Source organism: Pantoea sp. X-Soil-ISGK-275, from assembly GCF_059730795.1.
In genome coordinates, this window is the sequence record NZ_AP035976.1 from 1374313 (window position 1) to 1398980 (window position 24668).

Annotated in this window: 22 protein-coding genes and 1 riboswitch; of the genes, 13 read left to right on the forward strand and 9 right to left on the reverse strand. The window is 57.0% G+C overall.

What is annotated here, in order from left to right:
- Positions 1–33: 33 nt before the first annotated feature.
- Positions 34–750 (reverse strand): ABC transporter ATP-binding protein, encoded by a 717-nt coding sequence (locus AC6I8A_RS06390; protein WP_008102708.1) that lies wholly within the window; start codon positions 748–750, stop codon positions 34–36.
- A 901-nt stretch (positions 751–1651) separates the two neighbouring features.
- Between AC6I8A_RS06390 and uvrB the strand changes: the two genes are divergently transcribed.
- Entirely contained in the window at positions 1652–3673 is a 2022-nt protein-coding gene (uvrB, locus tag AC6I8A_RS06395; RefSeq protein WP_497818199.1) for an excinuclease ABC subunit UvrB, read from the forward strand.
- A 61-nt stretch (positions 3674–3734) separates the two neighbouring features.
- Here uvrB and AC6I8A_RS06400 read toward each other — a convergent pair whose 3' ends face one another.
- Positions 3735–4637 carry a gluconeogenesis factor YvcK family protein gene (locus tag AC6I8A_RS06400; RefSeq protein WP_008102701.1) on the reverse strand — a complete coding sequence of 301 codons (903 nt, stop codon included), beginning with the start codon at positions 4635–4637 and terminating at the stop codon, positions 3735–3737.
- A gap of 196 nt (positions 4638–4833) precedes the next feature.
- Positions 4834–4970: riboswitch (molybdenum cofactor riboswitch) on the forward strand.
- Here AC6I8A_RS06400 and moaA point away from each other — a divergent pair.
- The 7 genes from moaA (at position 4959) to AC6I8A_RS06435 (ending at position 9601) form a co-directional block, all read left to right on the forward strand.
- Positions 4959–5945, forward strand: a complete 987-nt coding sequence (gene moaA / locus AC6I8A_RS06405; RefSeq protein WP_436332839.1) for a GTP 3',8-cyclase MoaA — start codon at positions 4959–4961, stop codon at positions 5943–5945. (Overlaps the previous riboswitch by 12 nt.)
- A 17-nt stretch (positions 5946–5962) precedes the next feature.
- Positions 5963–6478 carry a molybdenum cofactor biosynthesis protein B gene (moaB, locus tag AC6I8A_RS06410; protein ID WP_497818200.1) on the forward strand — a complete coding sequence of 172 codons (516 nt, stop codon included), beginning with the start codon at positions 5963–5965 and terminating at the stop codon, positions 6476–6478.
- Positions 6479–6480: 2 nt separating this feature from the next.
- Positions 6481–6966, forward strand: coding sequence for a cyclic pyranopterin monophosphate synthase MoaC (gene moaC, locus AC6I8A_RS06415; protein WP_110865768.1), 486 nt, complete (start codon positions 6481–6483; stop codon positions 6964–6966).
- Positions 6959–7204 (forward strand): molybdopterin synthase sulfur carrier subunit, encoded by a 246-nt coding sequence (moaD, locus tag AC6I8A_RS06420; protein WP_256695970.1) that lies wholly within the window; start codon positions 6959–6961, stop codon positions 7202–7204. Before moaC ends, moaD begins: the two co-directional genes overlap by 8 nt.
- Entirely contained in the window at positions 7204–7659 is a 456-nt protein-coding gene (moaE, locus tag AC6I8A_RS06425; protein ID WP_293796380.1) for a molybdopterin synthase catalytic subunit MoaE, read from the forward strand. The genes moaD and moaE overlap by 1 nt, the downstream gene beginning before the upstream one ends.
- An 80-nt stretch (positions 7660–7739) precedes the next feature.
- Positions 7740–8834, forward strand: a complete 1095-nt coding sequence (locus AC6I8A_RS06430; protein WP_497818201.1) for a DUF1615 domain-containing protein — start codon at positions 7740–7742, stop codon at positions 8832–8834.
- A gap of 59 nt (positions 8835–8893) precedes the next feature.
- A complete protein-coding gene (locus AC6I8A_RS06435) occupies positions 8894–9601 on the forward strand; it encodes a Bax inhibitor-1/YccA family protein (protein WP_176970992.1) in 708 nt (235 codons plus the stop codon).
- A gap of 102 nt (positions 9602–9703) precedes the next feature.
- Here the strand turns inward: AC6I8A_RS06435 and AC6I8A_RS06440 are convergent, their stop codons facing one another.
- Genes AC6I8A_RS06440 through AC6I8A_RS06450 form a run of 3 tightly spaced genes read right to left on the reverse strand, consistent with a single transcriptional unit; the run spans position 9704 to position 12680 of the window.
- The gene (locus tag AC6I8A_RS06440; protein WP_497818202.1) at positions 9704–10678 is read right to left on the reverse strand and encodes a lysylphosphatidylglycerol synthase domain-containing protein; all 975 of its coding nucleotides are present in this window, start codon (positions 10676–10678) and stop codon (positions 9704–9706) included.
- Complete coding sequence (gene clsB / locus AC6I8A_RS06445; protein WP_265297345.1) at positions 10678–11922, reverse strand: cardiolipin synthase ClsB; 1245 nt, start codon at positions 11920–11922, stop codon at positions 10678–10680. The genes AC6I8A_RS06440 and clsB overlap by 1 nt, the downstream gene beginning before the upstream one ends.
- On the reverse strand, positions 11919–12680 hold the full coding sequence (locus AC6I8A_RS06450) for an endonuclease/exonuclease/phosphatase family protein (RefSeq protein WP_256695973.1): 762 nt from the start codon (positions 12678–12680) through the stop codon (positions 11919–11921). Before AC6I8A_RS06450 ends, clsB begins: the two co-directional genes overlap by 4 nt.
- Before the next feature lie 177 nt (positions 12681–12857).
- On the opposite strand from AC6I8A_RS06450, the gene AC6I8A_RS06455 reads away from it, so the two are divergent.
- From AC6I8A_RS06455 to AC6I8A_RS06470, 4 genes are all read left to right on the forward strand, one after another.
- Positions 12858–13250, forward strand: a complete 393-nt coding sequence (locus AC6I8A_RS06455; RefSeq protein ID WP_007890591.1) for a YbhQ family protein — start codon at positions 12858–12860, stop codon at positions 13248–13250.
- Between the two features lie 215 nt (positions 13251–13465).
- Positions 13466–14842, forward strand: a complete 1377-nt coding sequence (rhlE, locus tag AC6I8A_RS06460; RefSeq protein WP_497818203.1) for an ATP-dependent RNA helicase RhlE — start codon at positions 13466–13468, stop codon at positions 14840–14842.
- A gap of 4 nt (positions 14843–14846) precedes the next feature.
- Positions 14847–15803 (forward strand): tRNA dihydrouridine(16) synthase DusC, encoded by a 957-nt coding sequence (gene dusC / locus AC6I8A_RS06465; RefSeq protein WP_256695975.1) that lies wholly within the window; start codon positions 14847–14849, stop codon positions 15801–15803.
- Positions 15804–16476: 673 nt separating this feature from the next.
- Entirely contained in the window at positions 16477–17679 is a 1203-nt protein-coding gene (locus AC6I8A_RS06470) for an MFS transporter (RefSeq protein ID WP_497818204.1), read from the forward strand.
- On the opposite strand, the gene ppk2 is transcribed toward AC6I8A_RS06470, so the two are convergent.
- Both ppk2 and AC6I8A_RS06480 read right to left on the reverse strand, forming a co-directional pair.
- The gene (gene ppk2, locus AC6I8A_RS06475; protein WP_497818936.1) at positions 17676–18596 is read right to left on the reverse strand and encodes a polyphosphate kinase 2; all 921 of its coding nucleotides are present in this window, start codon (positions 18594–18596) and stop codon (positions 17676–17678) included. The genes AC6I8A_RS06470 and ppk2 overlap by 4 nt on opposite strands.
- A 12-nt stretch (positions 18597–18608) precedes the next feature.
- The gene (locus AC6I8A_RS06480) at positions 18609–20219 is read right to left on the reverse strand and encodes an inorganic phosphate transporter (RefSeq protein ID WP_293796353.1); all 1611 of its coding nucleotides are present in this window, start codon (positions 20217–20219) and stop codon (positions 18609–18611) included.
- Positions 20220–20381: 162 nt separating this feature from the next.
- Here AC6I8A_RS06480 and AC6I8A_RS06485 point away from each other — a divergent pair, with 162 nt between their 5' ends.
- Complete coding sequence (locus AC6I8A_RS06485) at positions 20382–21407, forward strand: transporter (protein ID WP_008102665.1); 1026 nt, start codon at positions 20382–20384, stop codon at positions 21405–21407.
- A 166-nt stretch (positions 21408–21573) separates the two neighbouring features.
- On the opposite strand, the gene AC6I8A_RS06490 is transcribed toward AC6I8A_RS06485, so the two are convergent.
- Positions 21574–22626, reverse strand: a complete 1053-nt coding sequence (locus AC6I8A_RS06490; RefSeq protein ID WP_265297335.1) for a L,D-transpeptidase family protein — start codon at positions 22624–22626, stop codon at positions 21574–21576.
- A 196-nt stretch (positions 22627–22822) separates the two neighbouring features.
- A complete protein-coding gene (locus AC6I8A_RS06495; protein WP_497818205.1) occupies positions 22823–24637 on the reverse strand; it encodes a glycoside hydrolase family 15 protein in 1815 nt (604 codons plus the stop codon).
- Positions 24638–24668 lie beyond the last annotated feature (31 nt).

The following is a 24668-nucleotide window of genomic DNA, read 5'->3' on the forward strand; positions in this document are numbered from 1 at the left end:
CAGGTCGCCATTCATGGCGACCTGGCTACATCGTCACGTCGCGGTCAGCCACTTATTCACCGTCAAATCATCCAGCTGCGCCACTTTGCCATGCGCCACGTTACGTCCGCGATGCAGCAGCAAGAAATAATCGGCGACGCGGCGCACAAACGACACGTGCTGCTCCAGCAGCAGAATGGTTAAACCATACTCACGGTTTAGCCGACGAATCAGATTGCCCATCTCCTCTTCCAGCCACGGCGACATCCCTTCCGTTGGCTCATCCAGAATCACCAGCTTGGGTTGCAGCACCAGCGCGCGCGCCAGTGCCAAATGTTGCTGTTGCTCCATCGGCAACTCGCCGCTGCGCTGATGGCGCAATGAATAGAGCGCCGGAAACAGATCAAATACCATTTCCGGAATAGCGCGGCTACGATCGTCCTGCGCCGCCATCAGGGCGATCAGCAGGTTATCCTCCACGCTCATCTGCGAGAAAATATGCCGTCCTTGCGGCACGTAACCAATGCCGGTGCGCGCGCGCAGCTCGGCCGGTTGCAGCAGCAAATCTTCCGGCGGCGCGCCATCTTCCTGCCAGGTCATTGAGCCGCTGTTAATCGGCAGGCGGCCCATAATGCAGTTCACCAACGTGGTTTTGCCCATGCCGGGGCTGCCCAGCACACCGGTGCAGGTGCCCGGCGGCAGATCGAGATCCACATCCCACAGAATGTGATTTTGACCGTAAAACTGATTCACCGAACGTAAACTCAGCATCTGACATCCTCCTTCCAGATTATTAGCCTGAATGCTCCCGCTCTGTGTCGTCTGGCATACAGTCGTGCACGATTGATGGACACCGCTGTCGTCGGCAAGCGCCGATATGGACTCGTCACTCCATATAGCAAACACTGCAATTCCCAGGCCAGGTTAGGAATTCAGGCCGTTCTGCGTCGCAAACCTGACAAATCAACCGCTAAAAGTTGAGAAATACTTAACAATTGCCGGCGGTGATAAATGAGCTGCACTTTGACGGTGCTAACGGCTTAACGTTTCTGGTGCATTTGATCGTTCGTAAGGCAATAACCGGGGAAATAAATGGCCTTAAGGCTGGCTTTTCTCCAGGTAAGGAGAGGTAAACCGGGAAAAAGAAGGGTTAATGCGACACGCAGGAGGAGAAAAATAAATGCGAAAAAATTTTTTTTCGCGCTTAAGAATGGGCGGGAGAAAATTATACACAGCCGATGGGCTCGGGGCTGGATTCACTTATCCACCATTACTGTGGATAACCTTGTGCATTAGCGACTGAAAACCGTGTGCAAGCGAGTAAATTCGCGGCCTTCATACATTATGATGAGAAACTGGGCTTTTGAGTCAATGTCAGTAAAAACAGTAGGTTAGTTAAAATCAAGCATGCGAATTATCTGGCTTGTCATCGGACTGCAATTTAATGACACTCTATTGACAAATGTTAAAAGCGTCCTCCGCTTGGGGATAACATTGCGCAACAAGCGCTTGCTGGCTGCCGCTTAAATTGCACTGAAGAAAATCCGCTTCAGATTCCATTATCGTGCAAGGTTACTGTAATTATGTCCAGTATTTTTTTCTGGCAAATTCGCCATAGCAGAGTAGAATTAGCAGCCTGCCCGCCGACTTCATCTGCTGGAACCGCTAAAACATGAGCAAAGTCTTTAAACTCAACTCCGCTTTCAAGCCTTCAGGCGATCAACCTGAGGCGATTCGCCGTCTCGAAGAGGGGCTGGAAGATGGACTCGCGCATCAAACGCTGTTGGGCGTGACGGGCTCGGGTAAAACGTTTACCGTGGCGAACGTGATTGCCGACCTTAACCGCCCGACCATGGTGCTGGCACCGAACAAAACCCTGGCGGCGCAGCTCTACGGCGAGATGAAAGAGTTTTTCCCGGATAACGCAGTGGAGTTTTTCGTCTCTTATTACGATTACTACCAGCCTGAAGCCTATGTGCCGAGTTCTGACACCTTTATTGAGAAAGATGCCTCGGTGAATGAGCACATTGAGCAGATGCGTCTGTCGGCGACCAAAGCGCTGCTGGAGCGTCGTGATGTGATTGTGGTGGCATCTGTTTCGGCGATCTACGGTCTGGGCGATCCCGATCTCTACCTGAAAATGATGCTGCACCTGACGCGCGGCATGATTATCGATCAGCGCAGCATTCTGCGTCGCCTGGCGGAACTGCAATATACCCGCAACGATCAAGCCTTCCAGCGCGGCACCTTCCGCGTGCGCGGCGAAGTGATCGATGTATTCCCGGCCGAATCGGACGACATTGCGCTGCGTATTGAACTGTTTGATGAAGAAGTTGAGCGGCTGTCGCTGTTTGATCCGCTCACCGGGCAAATTGATTCGGTGATTCCGCGCTTTACCGTCTATCCAAAAACGCACTACGTGACGCCGCGTGAGCGCATTCTTAAGGCGATGGAAGAGATCAAAGATGAGCTGGTGGTGCGCCGCAAAGTGCTACTGGAGAACAATAAGCTGCTGGAGGAGCAGCGTATTTCCCAGCGCACGCAGTTCGATCTTGAGATGATGAACGAGTTGGGTTACTGCTCCGGTATCGAAAACTACTCACGCTATCTCTCCGGGCGCGGACCGGGCGAGCCGCCGCCGACTTTGTTTGACTATTTACCGGCGGATGGTTTGCTGGTGGTCGACGAATCGCACGTTACTATTCCGCAGATTGGCGGCATGTATCGTGGTGACCGCGCGCGTAAAGAGACGCTAGTGGAATACGGCTTCCGCCTGCCGTCGGCGCTGGATAACCGCCCGATGAAGTTTGAAGAGTTTGAAGCGGCCGCGCCGCAAACCATTTATGTGTCGGCCACGCCGGGCAATTACGAGCTGGAAAAATCGGGCAGCGAAGTGATTGATCAGCTGGTGCGCCCAACTGGCTTGCTGGATCCGGTGCTGGAAGTGCGTCCGGTGGCGACGCAGGTTGACGATTTGCTGTCGGAAATCCGCAAGCGTGTCGAAATCAACGAGCGCGTGCTGGTGACGGTACTGACCAAGCGTATGGCGGAAGATCTCACCGAATACCTTGTGGAGCACGGCGAGAAGGTACGCTATCTGCACTCGGATATCGATACCGTAGAACGTATGGAGATCATCCGCGATTTACGGCTCGGCGAATTTGATGTGCTGGTCGGCATCAACTTGCTGCGAGAAGGCCTGGATATGCCGGAAGTGTCGCTGGTAGCAATTCTTGATGCCGATAAAGAGGGCTTCCTGCGTTCCGAGCGTTCGCTGATTCAGACCATTGGCCGCGCCGCACGTAACATCAACGGCCGGGCGATTCTCTACGCCGACAAAATCACGCCGTCGATGGAGCGCGCGATGGGCGAAACCGAGCGTCGTCGCGAGAAGCAGCAAAAATACAACGAAGAGAACGGTATCGTGCCGCAAGGGCTCAACAAGAAGATCACCGATATTCTTGAGCTCGGCAAAAACGTGGTGAAAACGCGCGGCAAAGGCAAAACCGCGTCACGCACTGCGGCAGAAGCGGAAGCCAACTATATGGCGCTTACGCCGCAGGCGATGCAGAAGAAAATTCACGAGCTGGAAGGGCAGATGCAGCAACACGCGCAGAACCTGGAGTTCGAAGAAGCCGCCAGCGTGCGTGATCAGTTACATCAACTGCGTGAGCTGTTTATTGCGGCTTCGTGATGGTAGTAACCAGGTCGCCATAATCGTAATGGTTGTAACCAGGTCGCCATAAATGGCGACCCTACACGGCCTGAATCGCGTGTTCCAGCGCGATGCGCAGCAGCTGGCGGTCGTGGCGATATTTGATGTCGGCGGCTTCCAGCGGTTCGCGAATGATTAAGCGCTCTTCCACGCCGCGAATATCGGCGGCTGGACTGACTACCACCGCATCAATCACCCGCTTGCCAATCGCTTTCTCCATGATCGCCAATTTATCGGCCACATTCAGGCTGGCTGCCGCCGGGCTCAGTTCGCGGCCCAGATTACCAATAAACACCATGGTGGCAGGTGTACGACGCAGCGCGCGCGCCATATCTTCCATCAGCAGAATCGGCATCAGGCTGGTGTAGAAGCTGCCGGGGCCAATCAGAATCAAATCCGCTTCGCCAATCGCCTCAATCGCTTCACGGGTTGGCAACACATTCGGATGTAACATCAACTCTTCGGGCGGCTGCTTCATCTCATCAATTGCCGTTTCGCCGTACACCATATTGCCTTCGCCATCCTGCGCCACCAGATCGACCGGCTGTTCCGACATCGGAATCAGAAACGCATCGACCTTGAGCAGATTGCGGATGATGTTGATGGCTTCGAGCGGGCGCACGCTGAGATGATCAAGCGCCTTCAGCATCAGGTTGCCGAGGTTGTGTCCGGCCAGCTCGCCATTGCCGGTGAAGCGATACTCAAACATCGCGGTGGCGACGCTCGGCTCGGTGATCAGCTGGTTGATGCAGTTGCGCATATCGCCCCACGCAATGCCGCCTTCCGAGCGGCGAATGCGGCCGGTGGATCCGCCGTTATCGGTGGTGGTGACAATGCCGGTTAAGCGCGAGCCTAACGGTGCCAGCGCCGACATCACGCGGCCCAAACCGTGTCCGCCACCTAATGCCACTACGCGGTCCAAATCTGCCAGGGTTCGATTCATGTTTCTCCTTTGTCACTGACGTCCTCGCGTTGAGGCGTAGTTGAACTGATGTGCATCAATATCTGTGATGCATTTTACCGTATCCTGTCGCGAAAATGCGGTGAAAAATACGTTATACATCAAGATATATAGCGAAATTCACTGATGGATGCGAATCGCTAATCGCGCTACCATTCGTTTTAACCGTGTTGTCCATAATGACAACAAACTCCCAAGCCTGGTTTCCTAAGTCGTTAACGATATGGAAGGCAGGCCGCAGCCTTGAGCTGCCAGGGTGCAGAAAGAAATGACTGCATCTCCCGACTTTGGAAAGGTGTTCAGGTGCCACAATTTACAGATGCCTACGCGCGCAGCTTTTACTATCTGCGCCTGTCGGTCACGGATGTGTGTAACTTCCGTTGTACCTACTGCTTGCCGAATGGCTACAAGCCGAACGGTTCGAACAATAAAAGCTTTCTCTCGCTGGATGAGATTCGTCGCGTGACGCGTGCCTTTGCGGCGGCGGGCACGGAAAAAGTGCGCCTTACGGGCGGCGAACCCTCTATGCGTCGCGATTTCACCGACATCATCGCCGCCGTGCGTGAAAACGCCGCTATTCGCCAAATCGCGATGACCACCAACGGTTACCGCATGGCGCGTGACGTACGTGCGTGGCGCGCCGCCGGTCTCACTCATATCAACGTTAGCGTCGACAGCCTCGACGCACGCCAGTTTCACGCCATTACCGGCCAGGACAAATTTGCCGAGGTGATGGCGGGAATCGACGCCGCCTTCGATGCCGGTTTCGAGAAAGTAAAAGTCAACAGCGTGCTGATGCGCGATGTGAACAGCCACAGCCTCAGCACCTTCCTCGAGTGGCTGCGCCTGCGACCGATTCAACTGCGCTTTATCGAACTAATGGAAACCGGCGAAGGCAGCGATCTGTTCCGCCGTCATCACATCTCCGGTGAAGTGATCCGCGACCAGCTGATCCTGCAAGGCTGGCAACGCCAGCCGCGCGGCCGCAGCGACGGTCCGGCGCAGGTGTTCCGTCATCCCGATTATCAGGGCGAAGTCGGCCTGATCATGCCGTACGAGAAAGATTTCTGTGCCAGCTGCAACCGCCTGCGCGTCTCGGCTCTGGGCAATCTGCATCTGTGCCTGTTCGGTGACGGCGGCGTGTCGCTGCGCGATCTGCTGGCCTCTGACGATCAGCAAGACGAGTTGCAGGCGCGCATTGCGCACAGCCTTGGACAGAAAAAGCAGACGCATTTCCTGCATCAGGGCAACACCGGCATCACGCAAAATCTCTCCTTTATTGGTGGCTAAACACAGGAGTTACGGCCATGGGTAAACCTTCCGGCGAATTTGTCGCCTTAAATGTGGCGGTGATGACCGTCTCGGATAGCCGCGATGCCAGCAATGACACATCGGGCGATTATCTGCGTGAAGCGCTGGCGGAAGCCGGGCATCAGGTGGTTGATCGCGCGATTGTGCCAGATAACCGCTATCGCATTCGCGCCACGGTATCGCGCTGGATTGCCAGCGACGATGTGCAAGTGGTGATCGTTAACGGCGGCACCGGTTTCAATAGCAAAAACAGCACGCCAGAAGCGTTGCTGCCGCTACTGGACCGCGAAATCGAAGGCTTTGGCGAGCTGTTCCGCATGATCTCCTATGAAGAGATCGGCAGCTCGACGCTGCAGTCGCGCACGGTGGCTGGATTAGCCAATCAGACGCTGATTTTTGCCGTGCCGGGATCGACCAACGCCTGCCGCAGCGCCTGGGAGCGCATTATCGAAGATCAGCTGGATGCGCGTACGCGTCCGTGTAATTTCGTCTCACATTTGAAGAAGTTGTAAGCATGTCATCGTTAACTCATATCAATGCCGCTGGCGAAGCCCACATGGTGGATGTCTCTGGCAAAACCGAAACGGTGCGCGAAGCGCAGGCCGAAGCGCTGGTGCTGATGAGCGCCGAAACGCTGCAGATGATTATTGACGGCAGCCATCACAAAGGTGACGTGTTCGCCACCGCGCGCATCGCCGGTATTCAGGCGGCAAAACGCACCTGGGAACTGATTCCGCTCTGTCATCCGCTGATGCTGAGCAAAGTGGAGGTTACCTTGCTGGCGGAACCGCAGCATAATCGCGTGCGCGTCACCTCGCTGTGTCGTCTGACCGGCAAAACTGGCGTCGAGATGGAAGCGTTGACGGCGGCATCCGTCGCGGCGCTGACCATCTATGACATGTGCAAAGCGGTGCAAAAAGACATCGTCATCGACCAGCTGCGTTTGCTGACTAAAAGCGGCGGCAAGTCCGGCGACTTCAAGGCGGTGAGCCATGATTAAGGTGCTGTTTTTTGCTCAGGTGCGTGAATTGACCGGCACCAGCTCACTGGATTTGGCTCCAGAATATGAGGACGTCGCGACATTGCGCGCGGCATTAGCGGAGAAGGGCGAACGCTGGGCGCTGGCGCTGGAATCCGGCAAGCTGCTGGCGGCGGTTAACCAAACGCTGGTGCCAATGACGCATCCGCTACGTGCCGGTGATGAAGTGGCCTTTTTCCCGCCGGTGACCGGAGGCTGATGATGGAAACGCGGATTCGTGTCGGATCAGAACCTTTCAACGTCGGCGAGGAGTACGGAAAACTCGCCGCCCATGACAGCGATGGCGCGGTCGTCACCTTTACCGGCAAAGTGCGCAATCACAATCTCGGTACCAGCGTGGCGGCCTTGACGCTGGAGCACTATCCCGGCATGACGGAAAAAGCGCTGGCCGATATCGTTGAAGATGCGCGTCAACGCTGGGCGCTGCAGCAGGTCACGGTAATTCATCGCGTTGGCGAACTGTTCCCCGGCGATGAGATCGTGTTTGTGGGCGTCAGCAGCGCGCATCGGGGCAGTGCATTCGCCGCTACCGAGTTCATCATGGATTACCTGAAAACTCGTGCGCCGTTCTGGAAGCGCGAAGCCACTGCCGCAGGCGAACGCTGGGTTGATGCGCGTGACAGCGATCATCAGGCTGCTGAGCGCTGGAGCTAGCGCGCAAAATCCTCCGGCTCCGATAGCGGCAGGCCACTGAAAACGTTAAGGTACGGTTTTTGTTGGCGTCAGGGAGCAGGATGAACACGAGCAAGATGATGAAAGGCGCAGCATTGCTGGCTGCGCTGGTACTGGTTGGTTGTAGCACTAAAAAAGAGCCGCAGGTGCCAGCGCGTCAGCCCGCCGATGTGAAAAGCCAAATCCAGCAGTTGTTGCCCAGCGACGTGAAGCAAAAATCCGCCTGGGCCGACGACATCTATACCGCGTTCCGCGTGCAGCAAATCGATGCCAGCGTCGGCAACATCTGCGCGGTCATTGCCGTCACCGATCAGGAATCCAACTTCAGTGCTGATGCGGAAGTGCCGGGCTTGCCGAAAATCGCCTGGGGCGAAATCGATCGCCGCGCCGCCAAAGTGCACGTTCCGGCATTTCTGGTGCGCACCGCACTGTTAATCAAATCGCCGAACGGTGAAAGCTATGCCGCGCGTCTGGATAAAGTGCGCAGCGAGAAAGAGCTGAGCGCCATCTTTGATGATTTTATCGATATGGTGCCGATGGGGCAGAAGCTGTTTGGCAATCTTAACCCGATTCATACTGGCGGGCCGATGCAGGTCAGTATTGAGTTTGCGGAAGCGCACGCCAAAGGCTATCCGTATGCGGTTGACGGCTCGATTCGTCGAGAAGTCTTCACGCGTCGCGGTGGTATCTATTTCGGCACGCTGCATCTGCTTGGCTATCCGGCCGATTATAGCCAGCCGCTCTATCGCTTTGCCGACTTCAACGCCGGTTGGTACGCCAGCCGCAACGCGGCATTCCAGGCGGCGATTGCGCGCGCCAGCGGCATCAAGCTGGAACTGGATGGCGATTTGATTATGTATGGCAGCGAGCAGGCCAGCTCCACCGAATTGGCGGTGCGCAGCCTGAGCAAGCAGCTGGATATGAGCAATCGTGAAATCCGCCGCGATTTGGAGAAGGGCGACACTGAAGATTTTGCCAAAAGCACGCTGTGGAAGCAGACCTTTATTCTTGCCGATAAGATGGCCGGAAAACGTCTGCCGCGCGAAATGCTGCCGGGCATCAAGCTGGAGAGCCCGAAAATCACCCGCAATCTCACCACCGCGTGGTTTGCCCAGCGCGTTAATGGCCGCTATCAACAGTGCTTGACGCGCCGTTGACGCAAACGGGTGTACACTCCACACTTACAGAGTTTGTCTAACATTTAATGAGGCGCTTCATGGATCGATATCCACGTAATGATTCAATCGTGCAGCAGGCATCCACTTCGCTGCAGACCTACATGGCGCAGGTGTATGGCTGGATGACCTGTGGCTTGCTGCTCACCGCGTTTGTTTCGTGGTTTGCTGCCCGTACACCTGCAGTAATGGAATTGGTGTTTGCTAACCGTATCACTTTCTTTGGTCTGATCATCGCGCAACTGGCGCTGGTGTTTGTGCTGTCTGGCATGGTGCAACGCATGAGCGGCGCAGTGGCTACCGCGCTGTTTATGCTCTATTCGGCGCTGACCGGTCTGACAATGGCGAGTATTTTCCTCGTCTACACCTACTCATCGATTGCCAGCACCTTCTTTGTGACGGCCGGGATGTTCGGTGCCATGAGCTTCTACGGTTACACCACCAAGCGCGACCTGAGCCGTTTTGGCAGTCTGCTGTTTATGGCGCTGATCGGTATTTTGCTGGCGTCGCTGGTGAACTTCTGGCTGAAAAGCCCGGCGCTGATGTGGGCGATTACCTATATCGGCGTGGTGGTGTTTGTTGGCTTAACCGCCTATGACACGCAGAGGCTGAAGGCGATTGGCGAGAACATCAACGTCAATGACAAAGAGAACCTGCGTCGCGCCTCAATCATGGGCGCGTTAACGCTGTATCTCGACTTTATCAACCTGTTCCTGATGCTGCTGCGCATCTTCGGCAACCGCCGCTAAACCACGCACCAAACTGTTCCCTCTCCCGCGTGCGGTCTGCACCAATCCGTCCCCTCTCCCGCCTGCGGGAGAGGGCCAGGGTGAGGGGAATCCCGCACAAAACTAGCGCGAAACCGATTTCTCCATCTTCTGCTCATTCTTCTGCCGCAAATGCTTCGCGCGGCTCTCCAGCCACAAATAGAGCACCAATGCCACCAACAGCGGCAGGATAAAGTAGAGCACGCGATAAGCCAGCAACGCCGCGATAATGCTGCCGTGCGAGGCATGTTGCCCACTCAGCAGCGCCAAAAATACCGCCTCCAGCACGCCAATCCCCGCGGGAATATGAATAATCACGCCCGCGATACTGCTGATCAACAGCACGCCTAACACAATCGGATAATCCACCTGACGTGCCAGCAGCAGCCAGATAATCATGCCCATCACCATCCAGTTGGCGCAAGAGACGGCAAACTGGAACAGCGCCATGCGCAGCGAAGGCAGCTGCAGATGCTGGCCATTTACCGTCCAGCGGCGCTTCTTCGCGAAGGCGCACGCCCACAAATAGACGGCCACCATCACCAGCAGCACCGCGCCAATAATGCGCAGGGTGGTTTCGCCAATGAACCAACCAGAAGGAATTGGCACCATGCCCGCCGCAAACACCACGCCGGCCAGCAGAATGTAGCCAAGCCAGTTGGTGGCGATGCTCAGCGAGAAGATGCGTGTAATGGTGTTGCCCGGCAAACCGAGACGCGAGTAGAGCCGATAACGCATCGCCACGCCGCCAACCCAGGTGCTGAGCGTCAGGTTGAAGGCATAGCAGATAAACGACACCAGCATCACCTGACGTTTCGCCAGCTTATGGCCGCAGTAGGCGCGTCCAATCAGGTCGTAAAGGCCGTAAGTCAGATAACTCACCACCACCAGCGCGGCGGCGCTCAGCACTACATAGCGGTTGTAGCCGACGATCACTGTATAAACGTCTTCCCAGTTCACCTTACGCGCATACACCACCAGCAGCACAATCACCGCGATAAAAAACAGCCAGGTGAGGATTTTCTTCGCCAGTTGCCAGCGCGGATTCTTTTTCGACATTAGGGTTTCGCTCCTGAATTATCGGCTTCAACCCGATCCTGGGTTTCCATTTCAGGCTGCACCGGCGGCGCAACCTGCGACAAGCGCGGCGTATGCGCAGGTAACCAACCGGCGATGGCCGGGAAGTGGCGTAAAAAGTGGAACACAATCACGCCTTTGGTCAGCTGCCACCAGTTGCGCGGCGGCAGCTTGTCATCTTCCACGCGCACACAGTCCTGCTGAATCAGCAGCTCCAGATTGTCGCGCAGCGTCTGATTGAAGGCGCGATCGTGCACCATCAAATTGGCTTCGAGATTGAGGGATAAACTCAGCGGATCAAGGTTGCTGGAACCGACCGTGGACCACTGCTGATCCTGCACCGCAATTTTGCCGTGCAGCGGGCGGCGGCAGTATTCATACACTTCTACGCCACCATCGACCAAATAGTTGTACAGCAACTCGGCCCCAACTTTAACGATCGGCATATCGGGTTCGCCCTGCACAATCAGCCTGACGCGCACGCCGCGCTGTGCCGCGCTGCGCATCTCGCGCAGCAGACGATAGCCGGGAAAGAAGTAAGCGTTGGCGATGATCACATCCTTCTGTGCCTTGCGCAGCATGGCGAGATAGTGCTGCTCAATGTCGTCGCGGTGTTCGTCGTTATCGCGATAGACAAACAGCACCTGCGCTTCACCGGGCATGGCGTTAACCGCTGGGCGGTGGGAACGCGCACCCCACCAGCGCCGCGTGTGCTGTTCGCTGCCCATCTGTTGCTGCACGTATTGGGCAATATCCAGCACCACCGGACCTTTCACCTCCACCGCATAATCCTGCTTGGCTTCTGCACCGAAATCGATGTTGTGTTCAGCGGAGAAGTTGATGCCGCCGACAAAGGCGATCGCTTCATCAATCACCACAATTTTGCGGTGCAGGCGACGAAACACGTTAGTGCGCATACCGAGCACCAGCGGACGCGGATCGTAATAGATAAAACGCACGCCAGCGGCGGTCAGGCTATCGACAAAGCGATCGGATAGATCCGGCGAGCCGTAGCCATCGACCATCACTTCAACTTTCACCCCGCGCTGCGCTGCGTGCAGCAGAGCTTCGTGCAGGTCGTTGCCCACTTCATCCTCAAACAGGATAAAGGTTTCCAGCAGCAGCGTGCGTTCGGCACGCTGAATCGCGCCCCACACGCGCGGGAAAAATTCGTCACCGTTCTCAAGCAAACGGAGCTGATTACCGTCGCGCCAATTGAAACTCATAGGAAAATCTCCACCGCTAATGGCGCATGATCGGACAGGTGTGACCAGGGTTTAACCGGCAGCGCCCACGGCTTACTGACCGTGGCGTTGCGGATGTAGATACGATCAAGCCGTAACAACGGAAAACGTGCCGGAAAAGTGCGGGCAGGGCGGCCAGTTTTGATACTGAACACTTCCTCTAAGCCCACCGCGCGCTTGAGAAAGCGATTGGCGCTGACCTGCCAGTCATTAAAATCACCGGCCACCACCAAGGGCGCATTGGGCGGCAGCGTATCAATGAAGTCGCACATCATCTTCATCTGCGCCTGACGATGCTTCTCCTTCAGACCGAGATGTACGCAGAACACATGCAGCGGCTCAGCACGATCCGGCAGGCGAATTTGGCAGTGCAACATGCCGCGCTTTTCACTTCCGGCGACGGAAATATCGCGGTTTTCATATTCAACGATGGGAAATCGTGACAATATCGCGTTCCCGTGATGTCCCTCGGGATAAACGGCGTTGCGGCCATAGGCGAAATCGTTCCACATGGTATCGGCCAGAAACTCGTAATGTGAGGTTTCCGGCCAGTTTTCGATGTTCAGTGAATGGATGGCGTGGGTGCCCATCACCTCTTGCAGGAAGACGATATCCGCCGATGTGGCGCGGACTGCGTCGCGCAATTCCGGCAGGATAAAGCGGCGATTAAAGCTGGTGAACCCCTTGTGGGTATTGATCGTCAGGACTTTAAATGAAAATCCTTGCGTATTTTGTGGCATACTTCGACGCGCTCCTTTTCATCATCAACAGCACAAAGTGTAGTCTTTGTCACAAATGGATGGTGTTAAGGGCAGAAAATTAGGGCGTAATCCGAAATTTGCTTTACATTGAGGACGTTCGTCTGGCCTCCAGCCAGATACACTTGGGCGACCTGTTGGGTCTGCCAGGAGAAGAGAATGAAATGGTCTAATCGTGTTCAGATTGTTACCGGACAAACCTGTTTGCACATTGCAATGCACCTGCTGGTGATTGCCGCGCTGGTTTGGGGCTGGAAACATAGGGCGCTGGTTGAAGTGAGCAGTACCCTGGTGGCAGCTTATGCGGTGGTATTCATTACCATGCTGGTCATGCAGCGTAGTGCCCGTTTACGTAGAATGGGTGATTCCCTCGAAGAGGTGACCACCACGTACTACTTTGGCGCAGCGATGTTAACGCTGTTCCTGATCTCCCGCTTTATCCACAACAACCTGCTGATTGGTATTCTCGGCGTGGTGATGTTGGTGGGACCGGCGCTGGTATCACTGCTGGCGAAAGAGCCGGTCCAGCGCATCGAGAAGAAGCGCAGTTGATTGATTAGGGACCGCAACCCTGCGGACCTGACAAAAAGGAGCCGAATGCGGCTCCTTTTTTTATGGATGCTGTACGCGCGGAAAGCTGCTAAACTCGCGCCCTTACGCATGGTAGTTTGTGCCCTTTTCACACGTGAGCCTCGCGCTTGCGTCATATCCCTCCTGAAAACTACATCGCCCACGGCGATCAGGACGGTTCGGAGTAATACACCTGCATGTCATTTGACTCTCTCGGCTTAAGTGCCGATATTTTGCGTGCGGTAGCAGAACAAGGCTACCAAGAGCCGACGCCGATTCAGCGTCAGGCAATTCCTGTGGTGCTGGCTGGTCGTGACCTGCTGGCGAGCGCCCAAACCGGCACCGGTAAAACCGCCGGCTTTACGCTGCCATTGCTGCAGCGTCTGACTGCAAAACCGTCCACGGCGCGTGGCCGTCGTCCGGTGCGTGCGCTGATCCTGACCCCAACCCGCGAACTGGCGGCTCAGGTTGGCGAGAACGTGCGTGAGTACAGCCAATATCTGGATATCCGTTCGCTGGTGGTCTTCGGCGGCGTGAGCATCAACCCGCAGATGATGAAACTGCGCGGCGGCGTTGACGTATTGGTGGCAACACCGGGCCGTCTGCTCGATCTGGCACACCAGAACGCGGTTGATCTGTCACAGGTTGAAATCCTCGTGCTGGATGAAGCGGATCGCATGCTCGACATGGGCTTCATCCACGACATCCGTCGCGTGCTGGCGCGTCTGCCTGCTAAGCGTCAGAACCTGCTGTTCTCGGCCACCTTCTCTGACGAGATCAAAACGCTGGCGGAAAAACTGCTCACCAACCCAGAACAGGTTGAAGTGGCGCGTCGTAACACCGCATCTGAGCAGGTTTCTCAGCAAGTGCACTTCGTGGATAAGAAGCGCAAGCGGGAACTGCTGTCGCTGATGATTGGTCGTGATAACTGGCAGCAAGTGCTGGTGTTCACCCGTACCAAACACGGCGCCAACCACCTGGCTGAACAGCTGAACAAAGACGGCATCACTGCCGCCGCGATCCACGGTAACAAGAGCCAGGGCGCGCGTACCCGTGCATTGGCTGACTTCAAATCTGGCGGCATTCGCGTGTTGGTCGCCACCGACATCGCGGCGCGTGGTCTGGATATCGAAGAGCTGCCACACGTGGTGAACTACGAGCTGCCAAACGTGGCGGAAGATTACGTGCACCGTATCGGTCGTACCGGCCGTGCAGCTGCTACCGGCGCGGCACTGTCGCTGGTGTGTGTGGATGAACACAAACTGCTGCGTGACATTGAGCGTCTGCTGAAGCGTGAAATCCCGCGCATCGAGCTGCCTGGTTTCGAAGTCGATCCAAGCATCAAAGCCGAGCCCATCCAGAACGGTCGTCAGCAGCAGGGCGGCGGTCGCGGCCAAGGTGGACGTGGTCAAGGCCAGGGTCGCGGACAGGGCGGCAACGTCTCTCGTCCACACAGCGGCAATGCACCACGTCCGCAGGGTGAAGCGCGTCCAGCGCGTCGTCCAGCGCAGGCCGCGCCAGCCGCCAACAGCGGTCGTCGTCGCCCGGCACCAAAGAAAACCGGGAACGCCTAACGTCATGAGGGTTTTGCTGGCGCCGATGGAGGGCGTGCTTGATTCGCTGGTGCGTGAGCTGCTCTCCGGGGTTAATGATTATGACTTATGCGTGACCGAGTTTTTGCGCGTGGTCGATCAGCTGCTGCCGGTAAAATCCTTCTATCGTTTGTGTCCTGAGCTGCATAACCACAGCCGCACGCCGTCAGGCACGCGCGTTCGCATGCAGCTGCTCGGGCAATATCCCGAGTGGCTAGCAGAGAACGCCGCGCGCGCGGTGGAACTCGGTTCCTGGGGCGTCGATCTCAACTGCGGCTGTCCGTCGAAGCTGGTAAACGGCAGCGGCGGCGGCGCCACCTTGCTGAAAGATCCCGAACTGATCTATCGCGGCGCGAAAGCGATGCGTGAAGCGGTGCCGGATCATCTGCCGGTGACGGTGAAAGTGCGCCTTGGCTGGGATTCCGGCGATCGTCGCTTTGAGATCGCCGATGCGGTGCAGCAAGCCGGTGCCAGCGAATTGGTGGTGCACGGCCGTACCAAAGAAGATGGCTATCGCGCCGAAAGCATTAACTGGCAGGCGATTGGCGAAATCCGCCAGCGTTTACGCATTCCGGTGATCGCCAACGGTGAAATCTGGAACTGGCAGGATGCGCAGGATTGCATGCGTATTACCGGCTGTGATGCGGTGATGATTGGGCGCGGTGCGCTCAACGTGCCGAATCTGGCGCGCGTGGTGAAGTACAACGAAGCACCGATGCCGTGGCCTGATGTGGTCGCATTGTTACTGAAGTATACCCAGCTGGAAAAGCAGGGCGATACCGGCATGTATCACGTGGCGCGCATCAAGCAGTGGCTTGGCTACCTGCGCAAGGCGTATCACCAAGCCGACGGCTTATTCAGCGAAGTCCGCACCCTCAAAGTCTCCGCCGACATCGCCACCGCAATCGAGCGCCATGCCGCAGCATTAATCAAATCCTCGTAGGGTCGCCATTCATGGCGTAATACTCGTCAGTTAAGAAAGCATGTTGCTTTAAACTGGTGCGGGCTCTGACACATCTGCTGCGTCACGGGCCGTCCTCGCGCCGCTAGCGCGGTGCCTTCGGCTTTCACGTCGTGCCAACGGACCGTTCGCGGATCGGCCGTCCTGGCCGGCCCCGAACTGCCTCACGCATCCATGCGCGAGGCTCCTGGCCCAACGTAAAAGCCGCAGCGCTGCGAATGGCCCTTTTGCCGCAGCAGACGCGCCAGCGCCTCTCAAAATTGAGCCGTTTTCAACAACACGCACGGAAGCTAAGAAGCAGGCCGGGGTCGCTTTTGGGCAGGCAATCCGCAGCGCTGAACGAAGCGAGGAAGCCAGGAGAGCCCGCAGGACGCGGGCGAAAGGCGGAGCCGGGACATGGAGGTCCCGTCTCCGCCGGTCCGTCAGGCAGACGAGCAAAGTGAAGGTACCGCGATAGCGGCGCGAGGACCGCAGGACCAAAAGTGGCCCCGGCCTGCGCACTCATCGTTGGCTTAACTGACAAGCATTACGCCATTCATGGTGACCTCTCCTAAAAAAACGATTAAAACTTTATAACTAAAAAATCCGCGATCTCTTAGCACGCTAAGGTTATAGTTGTCGTTCAATTTCATCATCATGCCCGACGCCACCTTCCATGTCTGACGCCGCTGTACTGAGTAACGCTCAGTTAAATAAACGTATTCTCTCCGTCATTGTCTTCACCTTCTTTTGCTACCTTTCGGTGGGTTTGCCGCTGGCAGTGCTGCCGGGATTCGTGCATAACCAGCTTGGATTCAGCTCATTCATCGCCGGATTGATTATCAGCCTGCAGTACTTCGCCACGCTGTTAAGTCGCCCGCACTCCGGTCGTCTGGCGGATCGGTACGGTCCAAAACGCGTGGTGATGATGGGATTGGTCTTCTGCGGCATGAGCGGCGTGTTATCGATTATCGCCGCGCTGTGCAGCGATATGCCGCTGCTAAGCCTGGCGCTGCTGGCGGCGGGGCGCTTATTCCTCGGCGTCGGCGAAAGCTTCAGCAGCACCGGATCGACGCTGTGGGGCATGAACATTGTCGGCCCGCTGCAAACCGCGCGCGTGATCTCGTGGAACGGCGTGGCGACCTATTTCGCCATGGCGATTGGTGCGCCGCTTGGCGTGCTGCTTAATCAGTGGTTTGGCATCAGCGGCTTTGCCGGTTTGGTGGCGATCATGGGCGTTGCCGGATTCTGGATGGCGAGCTGCAAAGCGGGCGTCAGCGTTACCGCCGGCGTGCGCATTCCGTTTCATCGCGTGGTTAGCCGCGTGTGGATGTTTGGCCTGGCGCTCGGTTTTGGCACCATCGGCTTCGGCGTGATCTCCACCTTTATCACCCTCTATTTCGCCAGCCGCGACTGGAGCGGAGCCGCGTTCGCGCTGACGCTGTTCAGCCTTGGCTTTGTGATTGTGCGCCTCGGTTTTGGTCGTTACATCACGCGTTTTGGTGGCCTGAAAGTGGCGCTGGTGTCGTTTGTGCTGGAGTGTGCCGGATTGCTGCTGATTTGGCAGGCCGACAGTATCTGGCTGGTGGATTTGGGCGCGTTCCTTACCGGCGGCGGTTTCTCGCTGGTGTTCCCGGCGCTGGGCGTGGAAGCGGTGAAGCGCGTCCAGCAGCAGGATCAGGGTTCGGCGCTCGGCACCTATTCGGCGTTTCTTGATTTAGGGCTGGGATTAACTGGGCCGGTAGCGGGCTTGCTGATGGGTCATTGGGGCATGCAATCGGTCTATCTGGCGGCAGCGCTGATGGTGTTGGGCGCGTTTATGATTACGCTGCGCCTGCACCAGCAGCACCGCAGCCAGACGGCCGCGCAAGCGCTTTAGTATTTCTCCGGCACCACCATGTGCTCGGGTACCGGTGCGCGGCGATAGTCTTCAGAACGTTCGCGCGGCGGTAACATAATCGGTTTGGCTTCGCTCTCTTCGTACGGCATCTGCTGCAGCAAATGGCTGATGCAGTTAAGGCGCGCGCGTTTCTTGTCCACGCCTTGCACCACCCACCACGGTGCTTCGGGGATGTTGGTGCGATCCAGCATCTCCTCTTTTGCCTCGGTGTAATCTTCCCAGCGACGACGGCTTTCGAGATCCATCGGGCTCAGCTTCCACTGTTTAAGCGGATCGTGAATACGGCTGAGGAAGCGCAGCTCCTGCTCCTCATCGGTGATCGAGAACCAGTATTTGATGATCTGGATGCCGCTGCGCGTCAGCATTTTTTCAAACTCCGGCACGCTGCGGTAAAACTCTTCCACTTCATCTTCGTTACAGAAACCCATCACGCGCTCAACGCCCGCGCGGTTATACCAGCTGCGGTCAAACATCACGATCTCACCGGCTGCCGGCAGATGGGCGATATAGCGCTGAAAATACCACTGCGTTTTCTCGCGATCGTTAGGCGCGGGCAGAGCGGCTACGCGACAGGTGCGCGGATTGAGGCGCTGGGTGATGCGTTTGATGACGCCGCCTTTCCCCGCCGCATCGCGCCCTTCAAACAGAATCACCACGCGATGTCCGGTGCGCATCACCCAATCCTGCAGCTTCACCAGCTCGCCTTGCAGATGCAGCAGTTCGCGGAAATAGCGGCGACGAAAGGCTTTATCGTCATCCGCCTGCGGCTCGCCGCTGTCATTAAAACGCAGGTCATCCAGCTCCATCTCCAGCTCTTCGTCGTAGCTGTCGTAAAACTCCTGCAGCAGACGCTGATTAAAGGTCTCGCTGTGGAAGCTATTGTCGTGGGTCGCCATCATTTTCTCCCGTTACAGGTGGATAAACAGGGCGTAAAGGAGCCCCGAAAGTAAAACAGAAACCGGCAGCGTCAGCACCCACGCCATCGCCAGATTGCGAATGGTGGAAAGTTGCAAACCTGAACGGTTGGCGGCCATCGATCCGGCGACGCCCGAAGAGAGCACATGCGTGGTGGAAACCGGCAGGCCAAACACATCCGCCGCGCCGATGGTCGCCATCGCCACCAGTTCGGCGCTGGCTCCTTGCGCGTAGGTGAGATGGGTTTTACCGATGCGTTCGCCCACCGTGACCACAATGCGACGCCAGCCAACCATGGTGCCGAGGCCCAGCGCTATCGCCACCACCACTTTCACCCACATCGGGATAAAGCGCGTCGCGGCATCCAGCTCTTTCTTCACCGCCGCCAGGTTGCGTGCGGTCTCTTCCGGCAGCGTCACTTTGGCATTTTGCAGATGCTTGATGGTTTCCGATGCCAGATACATGTCGTTTCGCGTGTTAGTCACCGCCTGCGCCGGAATATTCTCCACCGCGCCGTAGCGGCGAATCTGATCGCCAATATCGCCGAGCATCATGCCGAGCGCCGGTAACACTTGCGGGCGATTTTGGTTGGTACGCACGAATTCGGTCAGCACTTCACGCGGTGCGGGCATGGCGGCGGGCGCTGGTTGCAGCATCAACAGCTGCTGTTCCGTCACCTGAGTTAAGGCGGCGACGCGCGGAATCTGTTCCGGCGGCAGCGAGCGGTTCAGCGCATAGGCAATCGGCATGGTGCCGACCAGAATCAACATGATTAAGCCCATGCCTTTTTGGCCGTCATTCGAGCCATGCGCGAAAGAGACGCCGGTGCAGGTGAGGATCAGCAAGCCGCGAATCCATACCGGCGGCGGCTGATTGCCCTTCGGCGCTTCATACAGCTGGCGATTGCGGATAAAGGCTTTCATCGCCAGCAGCAGCAGCGCGGCGCAGACGAAGCCAACAATCGGCGACAGCAGCAGCGCGTAACCGACTTTAATCGCCTGATCCCAATCCACGCCGCTGGTGCCGCTGCGGCCATGCAGCAAGGCGTTCGCCACGCCGACGCCGATGATCGAACCGATCAACGTATGCGAAGAGGAGGCCGGCAAACCGAAATACCAGGTGCCGAGGTTCCAGATAATCGCCGAGAACAGCAGCGCATACACCATGGCGAAGCCGTGGCCGCTGCCCGCCTGCAGAATCAGCTCCACCGGCAACAGCGAGATAATGCCGAACGCCACCACGCCGCTGGAGAGCAGCACGCCCAAAAAGTTACAGAAACCGGACCACATCACCGCCACGCCCGGCGACAGCGAATGGGTGTAGATCACCGTAGCCACGGCGTTGGCGGTATCGTGGAAACCGTTCACAAATTCAAAGCCGAGCGCGATGATCAGCGCCACGCCAAGCAGTACGAACGGCGTATAACTGGTGACCGGCGCGCCGGTCTCTTCCACGTCGTTAAACAGGTTAATGCCGGCATACATCAGCCCAGCAATCAGCAACAGTACAAAGATCAGGCGTGAGGCTGGACCGTTGCCGCGGTTAAGGTTCGGGCGTCCGCTGTGGGACGAGGAGGTCGATGCAGGTAAACTGTTTTCAGCCATAAAACACCTCAGTGTTAAATCACGATGCTCGAACGGCATCCGTTAATGGCAGTGTGATACGTGGTTTGTATGACAGAATGATGATGGCGATCACGCTGTGTCATCGTGCTGCAACAAAGCTGTCGCACGCTGTGGATCTGACCGCTGCGGAATGACCTGCTAATGCTCCAGCCCGTACTACCACTCGCCTCGCTGCCGGACTTCAATAATGAAGTCGCCGGATTGATTCACGGTTATCTGTTTACCCCCGCGTCGCCGCCCCAGCGCCTCAATGCGCGCGAAGCGGCCCAGCTGGCGCAGCAGCAGCTGCCGGAGTCGTACTTTATCTGGCTGCACATCAACCTGAATCACGCGCGAGCAGAGCGTTGGGTTCAGGACCACTTTGGCGTAGACCATGACTTTTTCGATGAGATACATTCGGCTTCGCCGCGCACCCGTTTAGCCCATCAAAACGATGCGCTGCTGGCGGTGCTCAATGACGTGACTTTCAGTAAGGAGGAGCGCAGCACGCAGAACGCCACGCTGTGGATGTGGTGCTGCCCGCGAGTGGTGGTCACCGCGCGTTTTCGTCCGGTTGGCATGATTGAGCGCATGCATCAGCAGATGGATCGCCTGAAGTTCGCCGAGCCGGATGCGATGCTGCTGTGGCTGCTCGGCGAGCAGGAAGCGCAACTGGAGCAAGTGGTACGGCGATCCAGTCAGGCGGTGGATGCGATTGAAGAGCGGTTGCTGAGTGCAGCGATCAAAACTAATCGCCGCGAGCTGGGGCAACTGCGCCGTATGCTGCTGCGCGTGCAGCGTTTGCTGGCACCGGAACCGGCGGCGCTGTTCCGCCTGTTGAATCGTCCGCCCAAATGGCTGAAGCGCGAACCGTTAGGCGAGCTGCGGATTTTTACTGAAGAGTTCAGCGTAGCATTGAATGATTTGGCGAGTTTGATGGAGCGGATTCGTTTGTTGCAGGAAGAGATCGCCGCGCGTTTGATGGAGCAGAGCAACCGCACGCTGTTTTTGCTGACGGTGATTACCGTACTGGCGCTGCCGATCAATATCGTGGCGGGATTTTTTGGTATGAATGTGGGCGGGATTCCGCTGGCGAATAATCCGCACGGTTTTTTGCTGCTGGTGTTGGTGGTGCTGGCGTTTACGCTGGTGGCGGGGTGGCTGGCGTTTCGACGACCGCGTGATTGATTTGGCCAGGTCGCCATAAATGGCGACCCTACAAAACCCGGAACGGACGCTTTCGCCATAAATGGCGATCTTGCCGTTTCCGTAGGGTCGCCATTCATGGCGACCTTGTTAATGCGCGCACAAAAAAACCAGCCCGCAGGCTGGCTCTTCACATCTTCAACCGTGATTACAGGCTGGAGGTCGGCTGCGCCGCTGGCGCTGCACCGTTGATACCTTGCGGTGTCATTGGCTCTTCTTTCGGCAATGCGTCAGAAGACTCCTGAACCGGAACCGGTGCTGGCTGAACCTCGCCTGCTGGACCGTTAATCTTGATCGGCATACCGTTACGCGCCTGGATAGCGTTGTTGACCGCATCCTGGTTGGTGCTGGCATCGGCAATCACTTTGGTCACCGCGGAAGTCAGGTTAATCGGCACCACTTCGCGTGAGTTGAACTGCTCTTCGGTGGTCGACAGCGGATTGTGCACTTCCACATAACGCGAACCATCTGGCTCAACGGTGGCTTTCACCGGCTGATCGATGAACTGAACGCGCGTGCCAACCGGCACGTTGTCGAACAGCCATTTAATGTCGTCAGCACGCAGACGCACGCAGCCGTGGCTCACGCGCAGGCCGATACCGAAGTTGGCGTTAGTACCGTGAATCGCATACAGGCGGCCAATATACAGCGCGTGCAGACCCATCGGGTTATCCGGGCCAGCCGGGAACACCGCAGGAATGCTCTCGCCGCGTGCCGCATATTCTGCGTGCATCGCTTTGGTTGGCGTCCAGGTTGGGCCATCTTTCTTACGCTCAACCGCCGTTGTCCAGTTGACCGGCGTATCTTTACCCAGCTCGCCGATACCGATTGGCAGCACGACCACGGTCTTGGTGCCTTTCGGGTAGTAGTAAAGACGCATCTCAGCGCTGTTGATCACGATGCCTTCACGCGGCGCGTCAGGCAGAATCAGCTGCTGTGGGATGATCATTTTAGTGCCAGCTTTTGGCAGATAAACGTCAACGCCCGGATTGGCTTCCAGCATATTGCTGAGGCCCATCTGATACTGTGCAGCAAAGGCTTCCAGCGGAAGTTTGCTGTCATCAGGGACAGTGATTTCAATGTTTTCGCCGATCAGACGGCTGTTAGCCGGCGGCAGCGGATAGACTACTGCAAATGCCGACTGGCTGAACGCCGCCAGTGCGAGGGCGAGTGAAGCGAACGCGCGAATGCTCATTTTCATGTTTTTCAAGTCGTTATGGCCATGTTTCAGGCTTGTCAATGTGTCGAATCCATCGTGGTCAGTATGACCCGCTGCGCATTATATGTGCATTGGCGCATTGATGGAAATCAGGATTTTTACTGGCTGCAGATACTTTACGCAATTCCTTGTCTTTACCCGACAAATCCCTTCGATCCGCAGCCCAAAATGTGAATTTTTACGGCTGCCACAGCGTCACTTCATTACTCAATTTACGATTGAGGAAAAAAGCGGCACTGATTAAGGCCAGATGCGTCAACGCCTGCGGCATGTTACCCAACGCTTCGCCGTGTGAGGTGAACTCTTCGGCGTACAAACCAAGCGGATTGGCGTAACTCAGCAGCTTTTCAAACTCAAAATGCGCCTCATGTACGCGACCGGCTCGCGCCAGACACTCCACATACCAGAATGAGCAGGCACCGAAAGATCCTTCTCCGCCGGTTAAAGCATCGGCAGGCGTCTCGTGAATGTTATAGCGTCGGACTAAACCGTCGCTCACCAGATGCGTTTTAATCGCGTCCAGCGTCGAAATCCAGTCGGGATCGGTGGAGCTGACAAACCGCACCAGCGGCATCAGCAGCATCGAAGCATCCAGGAAATTACCGCCGCGCGTCGCGGTGAAATGGCCCAGCTCCGGGTTCCAGAAGTTCTGCCAGATATCGTCGCGGATCTCGCTGCGCACCTTATCCCAGCGGTCGTACGGCATCGGCAGCGAACGTTTCAGGCCAAGGCGCAGTGCGCGATCGAGCGCGACCCAACACATCAGGCGTGAATGCAGGAAATGTTCCGGCTCGCCGCGCATCTCCCAGATCCCGGCATCGGGCTGATTCCAGTTCACGCAGACGTAATCGATCATATCGGACACATACTTCCAGCCGCGATGCGAAATCGCTTCGCCATATTTGTTGGCGAGATAAATGGCATCCATCAGCTCGCCGTAAATATCGAGCTGCGTCTGACGCCAGGCATCATTGCCGATGCGCACCGGGCGTGAATTGGCGTAGCCAGAGAGATTGAGCAGCTCGGTTTCGTGCAGCTCGGTACCGCTGTCGAGGCGATACATCACCTGTAAGTGCGGCGTGTCGTCGTGGCTGTGCTCGACGCAGCGGCCGACCCATTTGGTGAAGTCACGCGCTTCTTCGGTGTATCCGAGGCGCATCAGCGCGTACATGCTAAATGAGGCATCGCGGATCCACGAGGCACGATAATCCCAGTTTCGCTCGCCACCCAACTCTTCCGGTAAACCAAAGGTGGCGGCCGCGGCGATTGAACCGTGCTGATGCGAGGTGAGCAGCTTCAGCGCCAGCGCCGAACGCGTCACCATCTCCTGCCAGCGGCCGCGATAGGAACTGTGGCTGCTCCAGCGCCGCCAGTACTGGAGCGTGTCATGGAAACACTGTTCGGTGGCGATCCTGGCCACGTTGGCATCGTCATCGTTGCCAAAGACAAATTCAGCGGTTTCACCGGCTTTCAGGGTGAATTCCGCTACCGCGCTGTGATTTTCGCGCGTCATCACCACCGTAGCGCTCAGGCGCAACGTGGGTTGTCCGGGTGCCAGAAACGCAATGCCGCCGGGGCGCAGTTCGGTGGTGGTTTCGGCGCGGGCATAGTCATGGCGCGGGGCGCACAGCAGATGAAATTTTGCCGTACCGCGTACCATCTTCACGCGACGCACGATACGCGGCACTTTGCTGTGTTCATCGCAAATCGGCATGTAATCGGTGATCTCTGCCACGCCCGCGTCATCCAGCCAGCGGGTTTGCAGAATATTGGTATCCGGCAGGTAAAGCTGCTGCTGGCGGGCATGTTTCCAGTCCGGCGCGAGGGAGAAAAGGCCAGCCTCATCGCTGTCGAGCAGGGCGGCGAAAACCGACGGGCTATCGAGCTCCGGCCAGCATAAATAATCGATGGTGCCGTCATTCGCGATCAGGGCGCAGGTGCGTAAATCACCGATCACACCGTGGTCGTCTATTCTTCGTTTTATCTCGCTCATCGTGCCCCCTAATCCGTATGTAATTGTTAAC

What these genes read in the sequence shown, in the direction of transcription:
- moaC (WP_110865768.1), top strand. Translation starts at nt 6,481, where the DNA reads ATGTCATCGTTAACTCATATCAATGCCGCTGGCGAAGCCCACATGGTG.
- AC6I8A_RS06455 (WP_007890591.1), top strand. Translation starts at nt 12,858, where the DNA reads ATGAAATGGTCTAATCGTGTTCAGATTGTTACCGGACAAACCTGTTTG.
- AC6I8A_RS06495 (WP_497818205.1), bottom strand. Translation starts at nt 24,637, where the DNA reads ATGAGCGAGATAAAACGAAGAATAGACGACCACGGTGTGATCGGTGAT.
- moaB (WP_497818200.1), top strand. Translation starts at nt 5,963, where the DNA reads ATGGGTAAACCTTCCGGCGAATTTGTCGCCTTAAATGTGGCGGTGATG.
- moaE (WP_293796380.1), top strand. Translation starts at nt 7,204, where the DNA reads ATGATGGAAACGCGGATTCGTGTCGGATCAGAACCTTTCAACGTCGGC.
- AC6I8A_RS06430 (WP_497818201.1), top strand. Translation starts at nt 7,740, where the DNA reads ATGAACACGAGCAAGATGATGAAAGGCGCAGCATTGCTGGCTGCGCTG.
- moaD (WP_256695970.1), top strand. Translation starts at nt 6,959, where the DNA reads ATGATTAAGGTGCTGTTTTTTGCTCAGGTGCGTGAATTGACCGGCACC.
- AC6I8A_RS06400 (WP_008102701.1), bottom strand. Translation starts at nt 4,637, where the DNA reads ATGAATCGAACCCTGGCAGATTTGGACCGCGTAGTGGCATTAGGTGGC.
- AC6I8A_RS06485 (WP_008102665.1), top strand. Translation starts at nt 20,382, where the DNA reads ATGCTCCAGCCCGTACTACCACTCGCCTCGCTGCCGGACTTCAATAAT.
- rhlE (WP_497818203.1), top strand. Translation starts at nt 13,466, where the DNA reads ATGTCATTTGACTCTCTCGGCTTAAGTGCCGATATTTTGCGTGCGGTA.
- dusC (WP_256695975.1), top strand. Translation starts at nt 14,847, where the DNA reads ATGAGGGTTTTGCTGGCGCCGATGGAGGGCGTGCTTGATTCGCTGGTG.
- AC6I8A_RS06435 (WP_176970992.1), top strand. Translation starts at nt 8,894, where the DNA reads ATGGATCGATATCCACGTAATGATTCAATCGTGCAGCAGGCATCCACT.
- AC6I8A_RS06440 (WP_497818202.1), bottom strand. Translation starts at nt 10,678, where the DNA reads ATGTCGAAAAAGAATCCGCGCTGGCAACTGGCGAAGAAAATCCTCACC.
- uvrB (WP_497818199.1), top strand. Translation starts at nt 1,652, where the DNA reads ATGAGCAAAGTCTTTAAACTCAACTCCGCTTTCAAGCCTTCAGGCGAT.
- ppk2 (WP_497818936.1), bottom strand. Translation starts at nt 18,596, where the DNA reads ATGGCGACCCACGACAATAGCTTCCACAGCGAGACCTTTAATCAGCGT.
- AC6I8A_RS06490 (WP_265297335.1), bottom strand. Translation starts at nt 22,626, where the DNA reads ATGAAAATGAGCATTCGCGCGTTCGCTTCACTCGCCCTCGCACTGGCG.
- AC6I8A_RS06470 (WP_497818204.1), top strand. Translation starts at nt 16,477, where the DNA reads ATGTCTGACGCCGCTGTACTGAGTAACGCTCAGTTAAATAAACGTATT.
- clsB (WP_265297345.1), bottom strand. Translation starts at nt 11,922, where the DNA reads ATGAGTTTCAATTGGCGCGACGGTAATCAGCTCCGTTTGCTTGAGAAC.
- AC6I8A_RS06450 (WP_256695973.1), bottom strand. Translation starts at nt 12,680, where the DNA reads ATGCCACAAAATACGCAAGGATTTTCATTTAAAGTCCTGACGATCAAT.
- AC6I8A_RS06390 (WP_008102708.1), bottom strand. Translation starts at nt 750, where the DNA reads ATGCTGAGTTTACGTTCGGTGAATCAGTTTTACGGTCAAAATCACATT.
- AC6I8A_RS06480 (WP_293796353.1), bottom strand. Translation starts at nt 20,219, where the DNA reads ATGGCTGAAAACAGTTTACCTGCATCGACCTCCTCGTCCCACAGCGGA.